General features: G+C 61.5%; 15 protein-coding genes. 6 read left to right on the top strand and 9 right to left on the bottom strand.

Annotation, left to right across the window (positions count from 1 at the left end):
• Window positions 1-2 precede the first annotated feature (2 nt).
• A complete protein-coding gene (locus tag B9G99_RS07125) occupies window positions 3-1,466 on the bottom strand; it encodes an N-acyl-D-amino-acid deacylase family protein (RefSeq protein WP_086623353.1) in 1,464 nt (487 codons plus the stop codon).
• Between the two features lie 172 nt (window positions 1,467-1,638).
• Here B9G99_RS07125 and B9G99_RS07120 point away from each other — a divergent pair, with 172 nt between their 5' ends.
• The 3 genes from B9G99_RS07120 (at window position 1,639) to B9G99_RS07110 (ending at window position 6,310) form a co-directional block, all read left to right on the top strand.
• Window positions 1,639-2,418: an IclR family transcriptional regulator gene (locus B9G99_RS07120; protein WP_086621426.1), complete on the top strand. Its 780-nt coding sequence runs from the start codon at window positions 1,639-1,641 to the stop codon at window positions 2,416-2,418.
• A 74-nt stretch (window positions 2,419-2,492) separates the two neighbouring features.
• On the top strand, window positions 2,493-3,698 hold the full coding sequence (locus B9G99_RS07115) for an amino acid deaminase (RefSeq protein WP_086621425.1): 1,206 nt from the start codon (window positions 2,493-2,495) through the stop codon (window positions 3,696-3,698).
• Window positions 3,699-3,955: 257 nt separating this feature from the next.
• Complete coding sequence (locus B9G99_RS07110) at window positions 3,956-6,310, top strand: beta-glucosidase family protein (protein ID WP_086621424.1); 2,355 nt, start codon at window positions 3,956-3,958, stop codon at window positions 6,308-6,310.
• Window positions 6,311-6,392: 82 nt separating this feature from the next.
• Here the strand turns inward: B9G99_RS07110 and B9G99_RS07105 are convergent, their stop codons facing one another.
• Together B9G99_RS07105 and B9G99_RS07100 are read right to left on the bottom strand one after the other, a co-directional pair.
• Complete coding sequence (locus B9G99_RS07105) at window positions 6,393-7,250, bottom strand: SDR family oxidoreductase (protein WP_086621423.1); 858 nt, start codon at window positions 7,248-7,250, stop codon at window positions 6,393-6,395.
• A 125-nt stretch (window positions 7,251-7,375) separates the two neighbouring features.
• Entirely contained in the window at window positions 7,376-8,239 is an 864-nt protein-coding gene (locus tag B9G99_RS07100) for an SDR family oxidoreductase (RefSeq protein ID WP_086623352.1), read from the bottom strand.
• Window positions 8,240-8,458: 219 nt separating this feature from the next.
• Here B9G99_RS07100 and B9G99_RS07095 point away from each other — a divergent pair, with 219 nt between their 5' ends.
• Entirely contained in the window at window positions 8,459-9,235 is a 777-nt protein-coding gene (locus B9G99_RS07095; RefSeq protein ID WP_086621422.1) for a TatD family hydrolase, read from the top strand.
• 471 nt (window positions 9,236-9,706) lie between these two features.
• Here the strand turns inward: B9G99_RS07095 and B9G99_RS07090 are convergent, their stop codons facing one another.
• Together B9G99_RS07090 and glsB are read right to left on the bottom strand one after the other, a co-directional pair.
• Entirely contained in the window at window positions 9,707-10,552 is an 846-nt protein-coding gene (locus B9G99_RS07090) for an SDR family oxidoreductase (RefSeq protein WP_227875972.1), read from the bottom strand.
• Window positions 10,553-10,694: 142 nt separating this feature from the next.
• Window positions 10,695-11,618: a glutaminase B gene (gene glsB / locus B9G99_RS07085; protein WP_086621421.1), complete on the bottom strand. Its 924-nt coding sequence runs from the start codon at window positions 11,616-11,618 to the stop codon at window positions 10,695-10,697.
• A 240-nt stretch (window positions 11,619-11,858) separates the two neighbouring features.
• Here glsB and pyrB point away from each other — a divergent pair, with 240 nt between their 5' ends.
• Window positions 11,859-12,899 carry an aspartate carbamoyltransferase gene (gene pyrB / locus B9G99_RS07080; RefSeq protein WP_086621420.1) on the top strand — a complete coding sequence of 347 codons (1,041 nt, stop codon included), beginning with the start codon at window positions 11,859-11,861 and terminating at the stop codon, window positions 12,897-12,899.
• 33 nt (window positions 12,900-12,932) lie between these two features.
• On the opposite strand, the gene ruvX is transcribed toward pyrB, so the two are convergent.
• The 3 genes from ruvX to gshB all read right to left on the bottom strand — a co-directional run bounded on the left by ruvX (window position 12,933) and on the right by gshB (window position 15,059).
• Entirely contained in the window at window positions 12,933-13,397 is a 465-nt protein-coding gene (gene ruvX, locus B9G99_RS07075) for a Holliday junction resolvase RuvX (protein ID WP_086621419.1), read from the bottom strand.
• Window positions 13,390-13,947 carry a YqgE/AlgH family protein gene (locus B9G99_RS07070; RefSeq protein WP_086621418.1) on the bottom strand — a complete coding sequence of 186 codons (558 nt, stop codon included), beginning with the start codon at window positions 13,945-13,947 and terminating at the stop codon, window positions 13,390-13,392. Before B9G99_RS07070 ends, ruvX begins: the two co-directional genes overlap by 8 nt.
• A gap of 149 nt (window positions 13,948-14,096) precedes the next feature.
• Window positions 14,097-15,059: a glutathione synthase gene (gene gshB / locus B9G99_RS07065; protein WP_086621417.1), complete on the bottom strand. Its 963-nt coding sequence runs from the start codon at window positions 15,057-15,059 to the stop codon at window positions 14,097-14,099.
• A gap of 253 nt (window positions 15,060-15,312) precedes the next feature.
• On the opposite strand from gshB, the gene B9G99_RS07060 reads away from it, so the two are divergent.
• The gene (locus B9G99_RS07060; protein ID WP_086623350.1) at window positions 15,313-16,446 is read left to right on the top strand and encodes an alkene reductase; all 1,134 of its coding nucleotides are present in this window, start codon (window positions 15,313-15,315) and stop codon (window positions 16,444-16,446) included.
• A gap of 94 nt (window positions 16,447-16,540) precedes the next feature.
• Here the strand turns inward: B9G99_RS07060 and poxB are convergent, their stop codons facing one another.
• On the bottom strand, window positions 16,541-18,286 hold the full coding sequence (gene poxB / locus B9G99_RS07055; RefSeq protein ID WP_086623349.1) for a ubiquinone-dependent pyruvate dehydrogenase: 1,746 nt from the start codon (window positions 18,284-18,286) through the stop codon (window positions 16,541-16,543).
• Between the last annotated feature and the right edge of the window lie 99 nt (window positions 18,287-18,385).

Below are 18,385 nucleotides of genomic sequence, written 5' to 3'. Positions count from 1 at the left end.
GGTTAACGGGAAACCGTGGACGCACCACGTCGCAGCAATCGGCCGGTACGTGCTGTGAGCACGCCGTCCTGATAGGCAATGCGCCCATTGACCATCACCAGTTCAATGCCACGGGCCGCGGCAATGGGCTCACTGAAGGTGGCCACATCTTCAAGCACTGTCAGATCAAAAAGCGTCAGATCGGCAAACGCGCCCTCACGAATTTCGCCGCGGTCGGTCAGTCCAAAATTGCGCGCCGAAAGCCCGGTCATCTTGCGAACGGCCTCCGGCAGCTCGAAAAGCTGCTCGTCGCGGCAGTAGTGAGCGATCACTCGCGGGAAGGTGCCCCAAAGGCGCGGATGGGGATGCGGATCGTTGGGCAGGCCATCGGAGCCGACCATGGCCAGCGGATGGGCCAGAACCTGTCTCATGTCTTCTTCCGACATGTTGTGATAGACCGCGCCAGCCGGCTGCAATCGTTTGGCAGCGTCCATGAGTGATACGCCCCAGTGCCGGGCGATCTCATCAAGCGTTTGACGCGCCATGTCCGGATGCGGCTCCGACCATGTAATAAAGATATCGATCTCGTCGGTCACCTGGCCCAGGTCCAGCGTCGAGGAACCCGCGGTATAGGGGTAGCAGTCGCAGTGGCAGGTCTGTTCGCCAGCCGCGTGTTCAAGGCGTTCAAGTGCCAGCGGCGCGTTGCCCCAGTTCCCGACACCGGCGCACTTGAGATGCGAAATCACAAGCTCGGCGCCGCCGTGACGCGCGGTCTCGAACGCCTCCTCCATCGCCTCGGGCAAACCTTCAAACTCGTCACGCAGGTGGGTGGTGTAGAGCGCACCATGGCGGCCCACCTCATCCACCAGCGCGTGCATCTCCTCAAGCGGGGCATGTCGTGCGTTCTTGTACGCCAGCCCCGAACTCATGCCGATGGCGCCGTCGTTCAACGCTTTCTCGAGCTCAAGGCGCATCAATTCGATCTCGTCACTTGTCGCCGGGCGATCAAAGTCGTCCATCAGATTGGCCCGCAGCGCCGTGTGCCCGACCAGCGCGGCCACATTGACGGCAGGCCCGGCCGCATCGACTGCCTCGGCGTAGTCGGCAAAGCTTGAGTAGACAAAGTCCTCGCGCCGGCCCAGCAGGTTCATGGGATCGGGCACGTCGCTGCCGCGAAGGCGCACCGGCGAAGCGCTGATGCCGCAGTTACCGACCACCACGGTGGTCACGCCCTGGGTGAGCTTCGGCAGCATCTCGGGCGTGCGGATGACGTTGGTATCGTCATGGGTGTGTACGTCGATAAAGCCGGGCGCGAGATAGCGGCCGTGCGCCTCGATCACCGCATCGGCGCGGGCGTCATTGAGATCGCCCAGCGCCGCAATACGCTCACCGCTGATGGCAACATCGACGCGACGAGCCGGCGCGCCAGTGCCGTCAAGCACCTGCGCGCCGCGAATCAGAACATCAAAATGGCGGGATGAGGACATGAAAGGCTCCGAGCGATCATTGCTGTTATCGACCATGTCCGATATACCGGACACTTGTCTGTTTTTCCGGACAGCCTTATCCTGCTCCCATATCGCGATCGAATGCAAGTCGTCAAATGACACCAACCGGTGCACGATGGGTGGATCATCGTTGGACAAGAAGCGAGCAGTCATGTCGGAGTCTTTTACTACTTCAAATGCCCCTGCGGCCCCGCCCGCCAAACGCGCCCGGGGCGTCGATCGCGTGATCGACCTGTGTACCCAGCTGCATCGTCACAAGGCGCCCATGACCCCAAGAGAGCTGGTCGAGGCCACCGGTGCGCCACGCTCAAGCGTCTATGAACTGGTCAGCATCCTGAGTGAGGCCGGCTGGCTGGAGGTGGACCGCGACGGGCGCATCTTCTTTGGTCGCGCCATGCACCTGTTCGGGCTGGACTACGCCCGCCACAACGACCTGATCAGCCGCGCGCGTGGCGTGCTGCGCCAGCTGGCGGCCGAGTTCAACGAGACCAGCCAGTTCTGCATGCTGGAGGGCAACAAGTACACCGTGGTGCTGGATGACAATGGCACCCGCCCCTTTCGCATCAGTGCCGATACGGGCGTGCGTATTCCGATCCCCTGGACGGCCTCGGGACGAGTCCTGCTGGGCGAGATGCCCCCTGAGGCGATCAACGACTTCATCCCGCCGGAGGACTTCATCCTGCCGGACGGTCGCGAGATTGTTCGTGAAGACTTCTTCACCGAAATCGAGCGGGCCCGCGAGCAGGGTTACGCCATCACCGAGGGACTTGCCGACAGCTTTGCCTGCTGCCTGGCGGTGCCGGTACTCGATCAGGGCGGCCATGCCCATGCCACGCTGTGTTTCACCATTGGCCGTGATGCCAGTGAGGCACGTCGCAACGAACTGCTGACGGCGCTGAAAACCGCCGCCCGCACCCTTGACGGACACTAACGCTTTACGAACTCAACGGCGCCCTGTGGCGCCCGATGACAACAACACCAACATTCCATCAGGAGCGTCGCATCATGAAGACACCCTCTCTGTCAGCCGCCGTCCAGAAGGGCAGCCCTGTGCTGGGCAACACCCTGCTTGAAGGCGCAAGCCTGCCGGCGATGGTGCTGCATCAGAGGGTGATCGAGCACAACATCGCCTGGATGCAGCGTTTCGCCGATCACCACCACGCGCACCTGGCCCCGCATGGCAAGACCACCATGATGCCGGCACTCTTTTTGCGTCAGATCGAGGCCGGCGCCTGGGGCATCACACTCGCCACCGCGACCCAGTGCGCGGCGGCCTTTGCTCACGGGGTCAAACGTCTGCTCATGGCCAATCAGCTGGTCGGGCAGGCCAACATGGTGCTGATCGCGCAGATGATCGAGGAGGGTCTGGATTTTTATTGCACGGTGGATCACGCCGATAACGTCCGCGCGCTCAACGACTTTTTCGCCGCCCGCGGCCAAAGACTACAGGTGCTGATCGAGCTGGGCGTGGCCGGCGGGCGCTGCGGCGTGCGTGATAGCGAGGAGCTAAGCGCACTGGTGGAAGCCATTCGGCAGGCACCGGCACTCAGCCTGGCCGGCATCGAGGGCTATGAGGGCATGATCGGCGGTGACAGTGCGCTGGAGGACGTGCGGGCCTACGGCGCGAGGCTGGTGGATACCGTCAGACATCTTCATGACAGCGGCGTGCTGGCCGTCTCGGCGCCTATCGTCACGGCGTCGGGATCAAAATGGTTCGACCTGATCGCCGAGGCCTTTGACCAGGCCGAACTGCGCAAGCACTACACCCCGGTACTGCGGCCGGGCTGCTATGTGGCCCACGACCATCGTCTTTATCGTGAGGCGATGGAAGCGGTCAGCGAGCGCCGCCCGGAGCTTGAAGGCGCGCTCGAGCCGGCACTCGAAGTCTTCGCCCAGGTGCAATCCCTGCCCGAGCCCGGGCTTGCGATCATGGCCATGGGCAAGCGGGACATTTCCTGCGACCCGGACCTGCCCATGGCGCTGCGCCTGTATCGGAATGGGGCATATGTGCGCGAGGTGACCGACTGGCAGGTGGTGCACATCATGGATCAGCACACCTTTCTGCGTGTACCTGAAGACGCCGACATTCACATTGAAGACATCATTGCCTTTGGCGCCTCGCACCCGTGTCTGACCTTTGATAAATGGCGTCAGGGACTGTGGGTGGATGACGATCTCACGGTGACCGCCGTTGAGCCGACATTTTTCTAACCTTCGAACGCCTTCGATACCCGAGCCCTTTCAGGGTTTGCCCTCCGCCTGAATGCCGGGCCGCTGTTCTCTTGCACAGTGGCCCGGTTGCGTGCACTGACGCCGCCTCACAGTCGCTCATGATTGCTGGCAAATGCTGACGTTTTGACACAGTACAGCCCTCTGAATACGACTAAGGTAGTCCGCTTGTTGACCGTTTATTGCCCGGTGATCGCCGCGACCCGGGCCGGCATTCTGTTTTCGGAGACGCCTTACGCATGCGCCAACGCTTTCTTTTGCCCGTGATCACGCTGTCTGCGATGTTCAGCGCTCAGGTGCTGGCCACGCAGATGCCCCCGGTGCCTGACCAGCGCCCCGGTCGGCTGGCGCAGGCCGAACAAAATCTGAACGAGCGTCTGGCCCAGGCCCCTTGGATGGATCAGTCCCGTAGTGCCGATGAGCGCGCCCGTGCCGTGCTGGCCGAAATGACCACCACCGAAAGGATGCAGCTGCTGGCAGGCGATTTTGCCGCACCCATGGATGCATCACAGCGTGTGCGCGGCGCCATTGGCTCGGCCGGGTTTGTGCCCGGCATCAGCCGGCTGGGCATTCCGGCCCAGCAGCAGACCGATGCCGACCTGGGCGTGACCAACCCAGGCTGGATCGATCCGGACCGGCAGGCCACGGCGCTGCCGTCGGTGCTGGCCGCGGCGGCCACCTGGCAACCCGAGCTCTCCCGCCAGGGCGGCGAAATGATCGCGCGCGAGACGCGCCACTACGGTTTCAACGTGCTGCTGGGCGGCACCGCCGGGCTGGTACGGGACCCGCGCGCCGGTCGCAACTATGAGATGCCCGGCGAAGACCCGCTGCTGTCGGGGCTAACGACGGCGGCCAAGATCAACGGCATCGAAAGCCAGCACGTGATGTCGACCATCAAGCACTTTGCGATGAACGCTCAGGAGACCGGGCGCCACAAGCTCAGTGCCGACATCAGCGATCAGGCCCTGCAGGAATCCGACCTGCTGTCGTTTCGCTATGCGCTGGAACACAGCCACCCAGGCGCCGCCATGTGTGCCTATAACCGGGTCAACGGCGACTACGCCTGCCAGAACGGCTACCTGCTCAACCAGGTGCTCAAGGGTGAATGGGGCTATCCGGGCTTTGTGATGTCCGACTGGGGCGCGGTCTACTCCAGCGCCCCGTCTGCCAATGCGGGTCTGGACCAGCAATCTGCCGCCGAGGACTTTGACGGTGTGGTCTATTTTGGCGCGCCGCTGGAAAAGGCCGTCGAGCGTGGCGAGGTTTCTCACGAGCGCATCGACGATATGGCCTATCGCATTCTGCGCAGCTACTTTGCCGCCGGCATTGTCGATCACCCGCCTGCGCGTGAGCCGATCGACGAAAAAGCCAACGCCGACGTGGCTCAGCACATTGCCGAAAATGCCATGGTGCTTCTGAAAAACGAACGCAACGTACTGCCGCTGGACGGCGCGCGCGACAAGCGCATCAGCGTGACCGGCGCGCATGCCGACCGCGCCGTGATCGCCGGCGGCGGCTCGGCCGCTGTCGTGCCGATGGACGGCGATGCCCTGCCGAATCTCAACCCGCCAAAGGGCGTCAACACCCAGCGTCTGTACCCGAAATCCTCCCCACTGGGGGCGATCGGGCTGCACGCGCCCGACTCAAGAGTTACCTTCAGTTCTGGCGATGACATTGACGAGGCAGTGCGCCAGGCACGCGACAGCGATGTGGCCGTGGTCTTTGCCCAGCAGTGGACCTCGGAGACCATGGACATGCAGAGCCTGGCGTTGGAGGGTCAGCAGAACGCGCTGATCGAGGCGGTGGCAAAGGCCAACCCGCGCACCGTGGTGGTACTCGAAACCGGCGGCCCGGTGGCCATGCCCTGGCGCAACGATGTCGCTGCCATCATGGAAGCCTGGTATCCGGGCCAGCGCGGCGGCGAGGCGATCGCCAGTGTCCTGTTCGGCCAGAAAAACCCTTCGGGCCGGCTACCGGTCACGTTCCCGCAGGATGACGATCAGCTGCCGCGTCCTCAGGTACCCGGACTGAGCATCGGCAACAGCGCCTTTTTCGATGTCGACTACAACCGTGAAGGCGCCGATGTGGGCTATCGCTGGTTCGAACGCGAGGGCAAAACGCCGCTGTACCCCTTCGGCCATGGGCTTTCCTACACCACCTTCAAGCGTCACGGGCTGACACTCGATCGAAAGGGACAGCAAGTGACCGCACACTTTACGGTTACCAATACCGGGGATCGAACGGGCCGTGCCACACCGCAGTTGTACGTTCGCGCCCCCGATGGCTCACCGGCGCGGCTGGGCGGCTGGCAGAGTCTTGAGCTGGCCCCCAACGAGTCGAAAGCGGTGAGCATCGAGATCGACCCACGCCAGTTTGCCCGCTATGACAGCGCTCAGCGTCAGTGGCATCTGGATGGCGGCGACTACCAGGTGTCGCTGGCCGATTCGGCCACCGATATAGATGAAACGCAGCAGGTGACGCTGCCGGCCGGCGCGGTCGCAATGAAACCGCTGGCCTCTGATCCGACGCCGCCTTCTCGGCCGCAGGAACAGCGCGTGGCGGCCAACGAACCGGCGCCCGGCAGCGCCCCCTGATGTCGGACAGTACAAAAAACCGCCTCCGGCCGAGCCGGAGGCGGTTTTTAACGTCTTCAACACAGCACCCGAGTGACAGCGCCTAGTTGATGATGGCACCACCGTTAATGTGCAGCGAGTGGCCGCTGATATAGGAGGCGTCCTTCGAGGCCAGAAAGACGTAGGCAGGCCCCAGCTCGCTGGGCTGACCGGCACGCCCCATCGGCATCTTCTCCCCCAGCGTGGTCATGAGCCCCGGATCGAAATCTCCCATGGTGGCCGGCTGGATCGGCGTCCAGATCGGTCCCGGCGCCACCTCGTTGACCCGAATACCCTCCTTGACCAGCGATTCCGACAGCGAGCGGGTAAAGCCCGTGATCGCGCCCTTGGTCGAGGTGTAGGCCATCAGCATGGCGTTGCCCACGAAGGGGTTGATCGAGGTCGTATTGATGATGCTGTCGCCGGCCTTGAGATGTGGGCGCACGGCCTTGGTCATGTAGAAATAACCGTGAATGTTGACGTCGAAGATGTCGCGCCACTCCTCATCGGGCACGTCGGTAATGTCCTGACGTACCACCTGGCGAGCAGCGTTATTGACCAGAATATTGATCTCGCCAAAGGCGTCCAGCACCTGATCGACGGCCTGCTGACAAAAGCGGCTGTCGCGCACGTCGCCGCTGATCAACAGCGCCTGGCGCCCTTCGGCTTCAATCAGGCGTTTTGTCTCTTCGGCATCGTCATGCTCATCCAGATACATGACGGCCACATCGGCCCCTTCACGCGCAAAATGCACCGCAGCGCTGCGGCCAATACCGCTGTCGCCCCCGGTGATCACTGCCTTTTTACCCTCGAGCTTGCCGCTGCCGCGGTAGTCGTCGCGAATGATCTCGGGTGCCGGGGTCATCTCATGCTCAAGGCCGGGCTGACGATCCTGAGACTGTGCCGGAAACTGATCTGCCATGTCTGAAATCTCCTTTTTCGATCGGCGTCGCCCCTGGCGACACCGTGGCAGGCCTCATGCCTGCCTTTTTACATTGAAGGTTGCCCCGGGCGGGCCGGGATAACGCCTTCCTTTCCTGTCCTGGCTCAGCCGTTGACGATCATGCCGCCGTTGACGTGGATGGTCTGGCCGGTCACGTAGCTGCTGTCGCGGCAGGCCAGATAGACGTAGGCCGGCCCCAGCTCCGAGGGCTGACCGGCGCGCCCCATCGGCGACTGGCTGCCGAAGTCCTCGACAATACTCTCGTCGAACGCCCCCATGGTGGAAGGAATCAGTGGCGTCCAGATCGGGCCGGGCGCGACCTGATTGACGCGAATACCATCCTCGACACACATTTTCGAAAGTGCGCGCGTAAAGCCTGCATTGGCGCCCTTGGTGGTGGTGTAGGCCAGCAGGTTGGCGTGGCCGGCAAAGGCATTCACGGAAGTGGTATTGATGATGGCCCCCTTCGTTTCACGCAGGTGCGGGAGGGCGGCCTTGGCCATATAGAAATAGCCGTGGATGTTGACGTCAAAGGTGCGGCGCCACTCTTCATCCGAAGTCTCCTCCGGGCGGTGATGCAGCACCTGCTGGGCGGCGTTGTTAACCAGCACATCCAGCTTGCCAAAGGTGTCGACGACCTTCTGAACCGATTGGCGGCAGAAGTCGGCATCGGCCACGTCACCCGCGATCAGAAGCGCCCGGCGGCCTTCAGCCTCGATCATCTGCTTCGTGGCCTCGGCATCCTCGTGCTCATCGAGATACATGATGGCGACATCGGCGCCTTCGCGGGCGAAATGCACGGCAGCGGCGCGGCCGATGCCGCTGTCGCCTCCGGTGACAATAGCGACCAGATCCTGCATTTTGGCGCTGCCGCGATAGTCGGGATGCATGAACTCGGCCGGTGGGGTCATTTCGCCTTCCACACCGGGCTGACGGTCCTGCTTCTGCGGGGGAATCTGTTCTGCCATGACGGTCACGCTCCCTGTCATTGAATGGCCGCGGCCACGCGTCCATGGACGAATACGGCCATCCGCGTCCTGCGATGCGCGTATTACGACGAATGGCTAAAGCGTAGTCGTCATCCACTGCCCTGCAATTCGTCCTGCGCGACAGGGCGCTACACTGCGCCATGACAGGGTCCTGGAATCAACGCCAGGCACGAATGAACCGACGACTGGAGCGATGACATGACCCCAGGGTTCGTGGATACCCACTGCCACCTTGATTTTCCGCCCTTTTGCGGCAATGAGGTGCAAAGCCTGAAGCAGGCGGAAGCGGCCGGTGTGGAGAAAATTATCGCTGTTGGGGTTACGGCAGAGCGCTTTGCAGGCGTGATGGCGCTGGCCGAGCATCATGCGCCGGTATATGCCGCCCTTGGCGTGCATCCCATGGCCATTCATGAGTTCGAAGACGAGCATCTCGAGCAGCTGGAGGCCTGGCTTGAAAAACGTCCCGACAAGCTGGTGGCCATCGGCGAAATCGGTCTGGATCTCTTTATTGATAACCCTGAATTTGATCGACAGGAGGCTCTGCTGGAGGCCCAGCTGCGCCTCGCCCGCCGCCATGACCTGCCGGTGATCCTGCATTCGCGCCGCACGCACGACAAGCTTGCCATGCATCTCCGGCGCCTTGATCTGCCCAGAACCGGCGTGGTGCACGGTTTTGCCGGCAGCGAGCAGCAGGCACAGGCCTTCATCAAGGCGGGATACTTCATTGGCGTGGGCGGGACCATGACCTACGAGCGTGCTTCAAAGACCCGTCGCACCCTGTCGCGCCTGCCGCTGTCGTCATTGCTGCTGGAAACCGACTCGCCGGATATGCCCGTACAGGGGTTTCAGGGCGAACCCAATCGCCCCGAGCGGATCAACCATATCTGGCAGAGCCTGTGCGAGATTCGCAAGGAGTCCCCCGAAGAGATTGCCGACACCATCCGAGACAATACCCGCAGGCTGTTTGGCCTCTAACTCGGCTTTTCAAAGCCTGCCGAGCTCGGCGTTTTGAGACGCAAGGCACTGTAGGCGGGCAGCCTCAGGGCTGCCTGCTGAATCATCTATCATAAAATTTTATTACGTAACAATAATGGCCTTTTGATAAAACCATAACTGAGCGAAATATAACCTGCTCAAAAAACGCACAAAACCTTCCATCAAAAGCTCGATAAAAATGGCATCAACGAGACTTCCTTGCATGAAGCTCACTACGCCCCACGTTTTTAACGCTCAATGTAAAAAGCAACAAGGAGAAGGCATCATCGCCAATCCAGTTAAAAAATCCTTGAGATGGCAAGGCTGAATCCTGTCGATAATCTCATGCGGGTTAACCAGAAAATATTGTCATGAATCAATGTAAGAGGTCATGTGTATCGCATGAAAAAAGCCCACGCCACGGGAGGTGGCGCAGGCTTTGGGTTTTTATACGTAATTTATATCGTAATGTTATGTATTAAGGATAACGCCGCCATTGAGGTGAATGGTCTGGCCATTCATGTAGGACGACTCCTCGCTTGCCAGATACACATAGGCCGGTGCCATCTCGCTGGGCTGACCGGCACGGTTCATCGGCACCTGCTCGCCGAAGCCTTCAACCTTTTCATCCTCCATGGTGGAAGGAATCAGCGGTGTCCAGACCGGCCCGGGAGCGACCGCATTGACCCGAATGCCTCGCTCGACCAGCGACATGGCCATCGAGCGCATGAAGCCCTGAATGGCCCCCTTGGTCGCGGTGTAGTCGATCAGGGTGTTGTTGCCCTTGAAGGCGTTGACCGAGGAGCTTTCGATGATGCTGTCGCCCGCTGACATGTGGGCCAGTGCCTGCTTCACCGTGTAGAAGTGACTGAAGATATTGGTACGGAAGGTGCGCTCGAGTTGCTCATCGGGGATTTTCGTAATGTCGTCCCAGTCGTGCTGCTCGGCAGCGTTGTTGACCAGAATGTTGAGCCCGCCCAGCTCGCTGACGGTTTTGTCGACCATCTCACGGCAAAAGGCGGGGTCTCCAACATCACCTTTCATGACCAGACAGCGCTGACCTTCGGCTTCCACCAGCGTGCGGGTATCCTCGGCATCGTCATCCTCTTCAAGGTAGCTGAAGGCGACATCGGCACCCTCGCGAGCATAATGTACGGCCACTGCCCGGCCGATACCGCTGTCGCCGCCGGTGATCAGCGCGACCCGGCCCTTGAGCTTATCGGTGCCCTGATAGCTCTCTCGAATATATTCCGGCTGCTCCCGCATGCGATGTTCATCGCCGGGCTGTGACTGGGGTGCATTGGTTGAATTGGCCACTGTTCAAACTCCTTTTGAAACATGGGTTAATATCCACGGCGCACACGATGCAGGGCGCGTCTCTCCAAGCGTAGAGCGCCCTGCAATGCGTTCAAGAAGGGTCTGAATCGTGGTACCGGCGCCGTTGAAAACGCCAGCAACTTCAATAGGAAAGCGGGGAAAACACCGACCAGCCGATCTGCTCGCTGAGTTTTTCCAGTACGGCCATGCCCACCAGCGAATTGCCGCTGGCATTGAGCGCCGGTGACCACACGCAGATGCTGTAGCGCCCCGGCACCACCGCGACGATGCCACCGCCGACGCCGCTTTTACCCGGTAGCCCCACACGATAGGCAAAGTTGCCCGCCTCGTCATAGAGCCCGCTGGTGGCCATGATGGCGTTGACCTGCTGGGTCTGGCGCGGCGTCAGGATGTGCTCGTCACTGTGCAGGCAGCGCCCACCGTTGGCCAGAAAGGAAAAGCCGCGTACCAGATCCACGCAGCTGGCCGTGAGCGCACAGTGATGGAAGTAGCTCTTGAGCACCGCTTCCACATCATTGTGAAAGTTACCAAAGGACTGCATCAGATAGGCCATGGCCGCATTGCGCGCCCGATGCTGGTATTCGGATTCGGCCACCACCCGATCGGAAATGATATGAACGTTGTTGGTCATCCGGCGCACCAGATCGCGCATGGACAGTATTGGGGCTGCGTAGCGCGACTGGTTGATATCGGCGATCACCAGCGCACCGGCATTGATAAAGGGATTGCGTGGGCGCCCCTTTTCGAACTCGAGCTGCACCAGCGAGTTGAAGGCCTGACCCGAGGGTTCATGCCCCAGCCGCTCCCAGAGACTCTCGCCGCCATGTGAAATGGCCTGCACCAGGCTGAACACCTTGGAAATGCTCTGAATCGAGAAGGGGGTATCGGCATCCCCGGCCTGATAAAGCGCACCATCGGTGCCGAGCATGGCGATGCCGAGTTGATGGGGATCAACATCCGCCAGCGCCGGAATGTAGCTGGCCACGTGCCCCTGGCCGAGCAGGGGTCTTACGTCATCGAGAATGGATTCCAGCAGTGCCTGCATGGGTAATTGCCGTCCTGACGCGGGGCTCTCGCCCAGATGGAAAAAAGCGGGCGCAGTGTAGCGCGCCGTTCAACGCTCGCCCATCCTGTCATGCCAAAAGAGAGAGGCTGTTTGAAAAAGCGTCTGTCGCACGCCTGATCCCCGGTGAAGGGCAAGGGCCTGTCGCGCTACACTAGCGCGCGTTTGCGCCCCACAGTGCCTGCTGTGTGGCTTTGTCCCTCCCAGCCAGAGGCGAGTGCCATGAGTGCCCATCTGTTGTCCGTTGATAGTTTGTCCCGCGACTACGTCGATCATCTCTTTGACGTGGCGCGGCGCATGGAGCCCATTGCCCAGCGTCAGAAGATCACCCGGGTGCTGGAAGGTGCCGTGCTGGGCAATCTCTTTTTCGAGGCCAGTACCCGCACGCGCATGAGCTTTCACTCGGCCTTCAGCCGGCTGGGCGGCAGTGTCTGTGACACCACCGGGTTTACCTTCTCCTCGATGGCCAAGGGGGAATCGCTGTATGACACCAGCCGCGTCATCAGCGGCTATGTCGATGCCATTGTCATGCGCCATCCCGACCTGGGCTCGGTGGCCGAGTTTGCCGCGGCGACTCACGTGCCGGTCATCAACGGCGGTGACGGCCCGGGTGAACACCCAAGCCAGGCCTTGCTTGATCTCTACACCATCAACAAGGAGTTCGAGCGGCTTGGCAAGGCGTTGCCCGGCGCACATCTGCTGCTGACCGGCGATTTGAAATACGGCCGCACCGTCCACTCGCTGTTGAAGCTCTTGTCGCTCTATCCGCCGATGCAGATCACGCTGGTGTCGCCGCCGGGGCTCGAAATGCCTTCGGAGCTGATCGATCGAGCCGAAAACGCCGGTCACCGGGTCAACCAGCGCGATACGCTGCAGGCCGACTACAGCGATGTGGACGTCGTCTATGCCACGCGCATCCAGAAGGAGCGCTTTACCCAGGAGATGGTGGAGGGTTTTAGCCTGTCGAGCGATTTCAGCGTGGATCGTGCTTTTCTGGATCAGCGCTGCAGCACGCACACCATTGCCATGCACCCGCTGCCGCGAGACAGCCGGCCCGGCGCCAACGACCTGAATGTGGATCTCAACGACGACCCTCGACTGGCGATCTTTCGCCAGACCGATAACGGCATTCCGGTGCGCATGGCCATCTTTGCCACGCTCATGGGAGTGGCGGACACCTTTGATCGCGACCTTCGCGATGTCGGCTGGCAACCGCCGCATCGGATCGGGGTCGATGATGCCGACTTCACGACGCTGAAGTAAGTCATCACTTACAAGGCAGGCTCGGGAGGCGGGTCAGCGGGGCGTGGGGATGTTGAGCCGCGCCCCGTGGGCCTGCTGCTCGAACCAGCCGGTCAGGATCAGCTCGGCGGCGATGCCGTCGACGCCATGATCGCGATAGTTGCCCCGATGGCCCTCGTCGCGGGCGATGGCCTTGGCCGCGCGGGTGGTGCCGCGCTCGTCGAACATTTCCAGCGGCTTGCCAAAGCGGCCATGCAGTCGATTGCCAAACTTGCGTGCACGCAGGCTCATCTCGGATTCGGTGTCATCCATGTTGAGCGGCAATCCGACTACGAACAGGTCGGGCTGCCACTCCTCGATCAGGCGCGCGATCACGTGCCAGTCGGGAATGCCGTCACGCGCCATCAACGGATCAAGCGCCGTGGCACTGCCCAGCAGCTCATTGCCGACCGCCACGCCAATGCGGCGCACGCCGAAATCAAAGGCCAGCACCAGCCGCTGACCGACGCCCTCAGCCATGACCGGCCTCTCGCGAGAGCAGGCTCAGATTCACGCCCAGATGCCCTGCTGCGGTCTCCAGACGCGCCGGCGCAGGCGTGCGAAAGAGCACCTCATCGCTGGCCTCCACGGTCAGCCAGGTATTGTCCTTGATCTCCTGAGCCAGCTGCTCGGGCTCCCAGCCCACGCAGCCCAGACAGACCAGAAACTGCTCTGGACCGCGACCGGCGGCGATGGCATGCAGGATGTCCATCGACGTGGTCAGCGCCCGGTTCTCACCGGTACGAATGCTGGAATCCCAGTGCTCGGGGCTGCCGGAGTGCAGGATAAAGCCGCGCTCGCGATGTACCGGGCCGCCGTCGAGCACCGGCGTATCCAGCGACAGACACTCGCTGGCATCGATTTCAAGCTGCTCGAACAGCGCCTCAAGCGTGAGCTCCATGGGCTGATTGAGCTTGAGCCCCAGGGTGCCGTTGTCGTCGTGATCGCAGATATAGGTCAGCGAGCCCGCAAAGTTTTCGTCTTCGAGATGGGGCATCGCCATGAGAAAGTGATCGCGTAAGCCTTGCATGGGCCTCCCGGATAAAAGCGCGCGCCCCTGCCGGCCGGCAGGGGCGTGGATCGATGGGTCATGAGAGCACGGCCATGGCCGACGCTCATCCGCCGTTGGCGGGGAATGCGTGCATGGTAACACTGGCCGCCCGGCGTGGCGTCAACACCTCAGGCGGTGAAGCGTCGCTCGATGGCATCCATCAGCATGCCGGCAATGTCGGTGCCCTTCTGGGCATCGATTTCACGTACGCAGGTGGGGCTGGTGACGTTGATCTCGGTGATGTAATCCCCGATCACATCGAGCCCTACAAAGATCAGCCCCAGCGACTTGATGGAGTCCTTGACCTGATCAACCAGCCAGTAGTCACGATCCGTCAGTTCGCGGGCTTCTCCGCGGCCGCCAGCGGCCAGATTGCCACGCACTTCACCGGCCGAAGGGATGCGGGCGAGACCATAGGGCACCGGCTCGCCGTCAATCAGGAGAATGCGGGTATCGCCCTGCTTGATCTCGGGAATATAGCGCTGCGCCATGATCTGCTCGGTGCCGCGCTGGGTCAGCTGCTCGATCACCGCGCCGATGTTGCGCCCGTCCGGGGCGATGTGAAAGATGCCGGTGCCGCCCATGCCGTCCAGCGGCTTGAAGATGGTGTCGCCCTGCTCGGCGTGAAACTCGCGCAGCACGCGGTCGTTGCAGGAGACGACGCTGGGCACCAGACACTGGGGAAACTGCTGGGCATAAAGCTTTTCGTTGCAGGTCAAAAGCGCCTGGGTCGGGTTGACCACCAGCACGCCCTCGCGCTCGGCAAAACCCAGCAGGTGCACGGCGTTGGTGAAATTGACATCCACCGGCGGGTCCTGACGCATCAGAATCACATCCATCTGTGCCAGCGGCCCGGCCTCGACATCTCCAAGCGCGTAATAATGCTCGGGGTCGTTTTCGAATACCTCAAGCGCGCGCAGGCGTCCCATGGCACGCCCGTCCTTGAGATAGAGATCTCCCGGCTCGAGGTAAAAAAGCCTGTGGCCACGCCGTTTGGCGGCCCATAGCATCGCCAGCGTCGTGTCCTTTTTCCAGGCAATACTGGCGATGGGGTCCATGACGACCGCAATATTCAATGCACGTTCACTCATTTAAAACTCCAGAACACGGCCCCTTGAGGTGGTCGCAGCGTGGCGTTGTGGCAGCCGTTGATGCCGCCAGTATGACGCAAGCCTCATCCTTCGACCATGATCGAACCCGCCATGTCCCCCCTGAGGATGTTGTTCTTTCCAATCGCAGACATGTCTGAAAACTATCAGGAGCGCGCATCTGATCGACTAGACTTTCGGGCAACACATCATCGCTGAACACCTTTTGTTCAGACGCTTTACAATGAGGATGATCATGTCATCACTGTTTGAACGTTTCGATCTCGCCGGTATTACGCTTGATAATCGCATCGTCATGGCGCCCATGACCCGCTCACGCGCCGTGGGCGATATCCCCAGCGAAATGGGCGCGCTCTACTACCGCCAGCGCGCCAGTGCCGGTCTGATCATCTCAGAGGGCACCCCGGTGTCGCGTCAGGGCACGGGCTATCTGTACAACCCGGGCATTTACGGGCCGGACCAGATCGAGGGCTGGAAAAAGGCCACTCGCGCCGTACATGAACGCGGCGGGGTCTTCTTCGCCCAGATCTGGCATGTCGGACGCGTCTCGCACACGACCGTGCAGATCGCCGGTGCATCACCGGTCGGCCCGAGCGATCAGCCCGGCGGCATGGCGTTTGGCTACAACGAGCAGGGGACGCCCGACATGCTCAAGGCCAGCACACCACGCCGGCTTGAAACCCGCGAGGTGCGTGACCTCGTGCGCGATTTCGCCCAGGCCGCCGTCAACGCTCGCGAGGCCGGCTTCGACGGGGTGGAGATCCACGGCGCCAACGGCTATCTCTTCGAGCAGTTTCTCAATCCCGGCGTCAACGACCGCGATGATGAATACGGCGGCTCGCGTGAAAATCGCTGCCGTCTGCTGATCGAGGTGGTCGATGAGGTCAGCGCCCTGATCGGCGCGCATCGCGTCGGCGTGCGTCTGTCACCGTTTGGTACGCTTTTTGATATGCCGGAGTACGACGACAACGGCGAGACCTATCTGCACCTGGCGCGCGAATTCAACAAGCGCGGGCTTTCCTATGTGCATCTGCACGACCAGGGCGGTCAGGGCATGGCGCCGATGCCGCGCGACTATCTCAAGCGTTTCCGTGAGGTTTATGACGGCAATCTGATGCTGGCCGGCAATCTCGACCAGAACGAGGCCGAAAAGCTCGTCAATGACGGCACCATCGACCTGCCGGTCTTTGGCCGCCCGTACACGTCAAACCCGGATCTGGTCGAGCGGATGAAAAATGGCTGGCCGCTGACCGACTTTGACCCGTCCACCTTCTATGGCGGCGATGCCCGGGGCTATATCGACTTCCCGACGTATGAGGAAGAGCAGGCCCGCCAGGCGCGTCAGGAACTGATCGACAAGAAAGGCTGATCATTCGAAGGCGATCACGCAAAAAGCCCCGGCAATGCCGGGGCTTTTTTGTCACGCATAAAAAGGTGAGCAAGCACTCACTTTCAATGCATACCTACTTCTTCTTGCGGCCAAGCCGGCTGAGCCAGTTGGTATTGGCCAGGTCCATCACCTCATCCCCGCGCCCGCTCATGACCGCACGCAGCATATAGAGGCTAAAGCCCTTGGCCTGGGCGGCCTCGATGGTCGGCGGCATGGACAGCTCCTGCCTGGCCACCTTCACATCGACAATGACCGGGCCGTCATGAGCAAAGGCTTCCTCAAGAACGCCATCGAGCTGCTCGGAACTGGATACCGTCAGCCCCTTGATGCCCAGCGCCTCGGCCAGACGGGCGTAGTCGGTACCGGGCAGGTTGGTGACTTCATCCACGTAACCTGCCGCCTTCATCTCCATCGCTACAAATCCGAGCGTCGTATTGTTATAGACGATCACCTTGACCGGCAGCTTCTCCTCGGCCAGCGTCATCAGATCGCCCATCAGCATGTTGATGCCGCCATCGCCCGAGAGCGAGATGACCTGTCGTCCGGGCATGGCGACCTGCGCGCCCATCGCCTGAGGCATGGCGGTAGCCATGGAGCCGTGCATGAACGAGCCGGTCAGACGGCGCCTGCCATTCATTTTCAGATAGCGCGCTGCCCAGACGGTCGGCGTGCCCACATCGGCCGTAAACCAGGCATCGTCATCGGCCAGCGCACTGACGCGAGCGGTCAGATACTGAGGATGCAGGGGGTCGCCTTCGGCGGCCGGTCCGGCCAGCTCATCGAGATCCTCGCGGGCCTTTTGATAATGCTTCTGGGCCTTGTCCAGAAAGGCGCGATCGGTTTTCTCTTCAAGCCGCGGCAACAGTGCCTCGAGACTGGCCTTCACATCGCCCACCAGCCCCTTGAGCAGTGTACTGCGTCGACCCAGATGGCCGGGACGCACATCAATCTGCACGATACGACCGTGCTCGGGGAAGAAGTCCCTATAGGGAAAGCTGGTGCCCAGCATGATCAGAAAATCGCACTCCTTGAGCGCGTGATAGCCCGAGCTGAAGCCGATCAGACCCGTCATGCCCACATCATAAGGGTTGTCATATTCAAGCCATGACTTGCCGCGCAGCGCATGTACGATGGGCGCCTTGAGGCGCTCGGCCAGCGCCATGACCTCATCGTGGGCACCGGCACAGCCCGCTCCGCACAGCATGGCCACCTTGTGACTGTCGTTAAGCAGTGCGGCCAGCTCTTCAAGCTCGGGCTCGGGCGGCACCGTGACGGGCGCCACTGGCGTGCTCCACTGCATCTTTTGCTCGACGGCCGGTGAGAGCGCCACATCGCCGGAGATCACGATCACCGCCACGCTCTTTTCGAGAATGGCGGTGCGCATGGCGGTCTCGATCACACGCTGTGCCTGGGACGGGTTGGAGATCAGCTCGCAGTAGTCGCTGCACTCCTTGAACAACTGCTCCGGGTGGGTTTCCTGGAAATACCCCAGGCCCACCTCACTGGAGGGAATCTGGGCGGCAATGGCAAGCATCGGTGTGTGTGCACGCTTTGCCTCGAAAAGTCCATTGATCAGATGGGTATTGCCCGGACCACAGGAGCCGGCACAGACGGTCAGACCGTCACGTGCCTCGGCCTCACCGCTGGCCGCCAGCGCGGCCACTTCTTCGTGGCGCACACCGCGCCAGGTAATGGCGTCCTGCTTTCGCAGACTCTCGGTCAGGCCGTTGAGCGAATCGCCCGGCAACCCCCAGATGTTTTCCACGCCGGCCTGGGCCAGCGTCCTTACCAGCATGTCGGCAACACTATAGTCGGCCACGATCACGTCTCCCTGTGATGGCAACGACTGAACGCCGTATCACTTGTCATGACCGGCGCACAGCAACAAGAAATGAGGTGCCTGAAGTTCAGACGAAAT

The sequence above is a fragment of the Kushneria konosiri genome (assembly GCF_002155145.1).
Classification (GTDB): domain Bacteria; phylum Pseudomonadota; class Gammaproteobacteria; order Pseudomonadales; family Halomonadaceae; genus Kushneria; species Kushneria konosiri.
The sequence above is the reverse complement of the archived record's forward strand: the minus strand, read 5'-3'. Positions and strand labels throughout refer to the sequence as shown.

Coding starts and splice junctions, on each gene's coding strand:
- B9G99_RS07125 (WP_086623353.1), bottom strand. CDS start 1,466: ATGTCCTCATCCCGCCATTTTGATGTTCTGATTCGCGGCGCGCAGGTG.
- B9G99_RS07120 (WP_086621426.1), top strand. CDS start 1,639: ATGTCGGAGTCTTTTACTACTTCAAATGCCCCTGCGGCCCCGCCCGCC.
- B9G99_RS07115 (WP_086621425.1), top strand. CDS start 2,493: ATGAAGACACCCTCTCTGTCAGCCGCCGTCCAGAAGGGCAGCCCTGTG.
- B9G99_RS07110 (WP_086621424.1), top strand. CDS start 3,956: ATGCGCCAACGCTTTCTTTTGCCCGTGATCACGCTGTCTGCGATGTTC.
- B9G99_RS07105 (WP_086621423.1), bottom strand. CDS start 7,250: ATGGCAGATCAGTTTCCGGCACAGTCTCAGGATCGTCAGCCCGGCCTT.
- B9G99_RS07100 (WP_086623352.1), bottom strand. CDS start 8,239: ATGGCAGAACAGATTCCCCCGCAGAAGCAGGACCGTCAGCCCGGTGTG.
- B9G99_RS07095 (WP_086621422.1), top strand. CDS start 8,459: ATGACCCCAGGGTTCGTGGATACCCACTGCCACCTTGATTTTCCGCCC.
- glsB (WP_086621421.1), bottom strand. CDS start 11,618: ATGCAGGCACTGCTGGAATCCATTCTCGATGACGTAAGACCCCTGCTC.
- pyrB (WP_086621420.1), top strand. CDS start 11,859: ATGAGTGCCCATCTGTTGTCCGTTGATAGTTTGTCCCGCGACTACGTC.
- ruvX (WP_086621419.1), bottom strand. CDS start 13,397: ATGGCTGAGGGCGTCGGTCAGCGGCTGGTGCTGGCCTTTGATTTCGGC.
- B9G99_RS07070 (WP_086621418.1), bottom strand. CDS start 13,947: ATGCAAGGCTTACGCGATCACTTTCTCATGGCGATGCCCCATCTCGAA.
- gshB (WP_086621417.1), bottom strand. CDS start 15,059: ATGAGTGAACGTGCATTGAATATTGCGGTCGTCATGGACCCCATCGCC.
- B9G99_RS07060 (WP_086623350.1), top strand. CDS start 15,313: ATGTCATCACTGTTTGAACGTTTCGATCTCGCCGGTATTACGCTTGAT.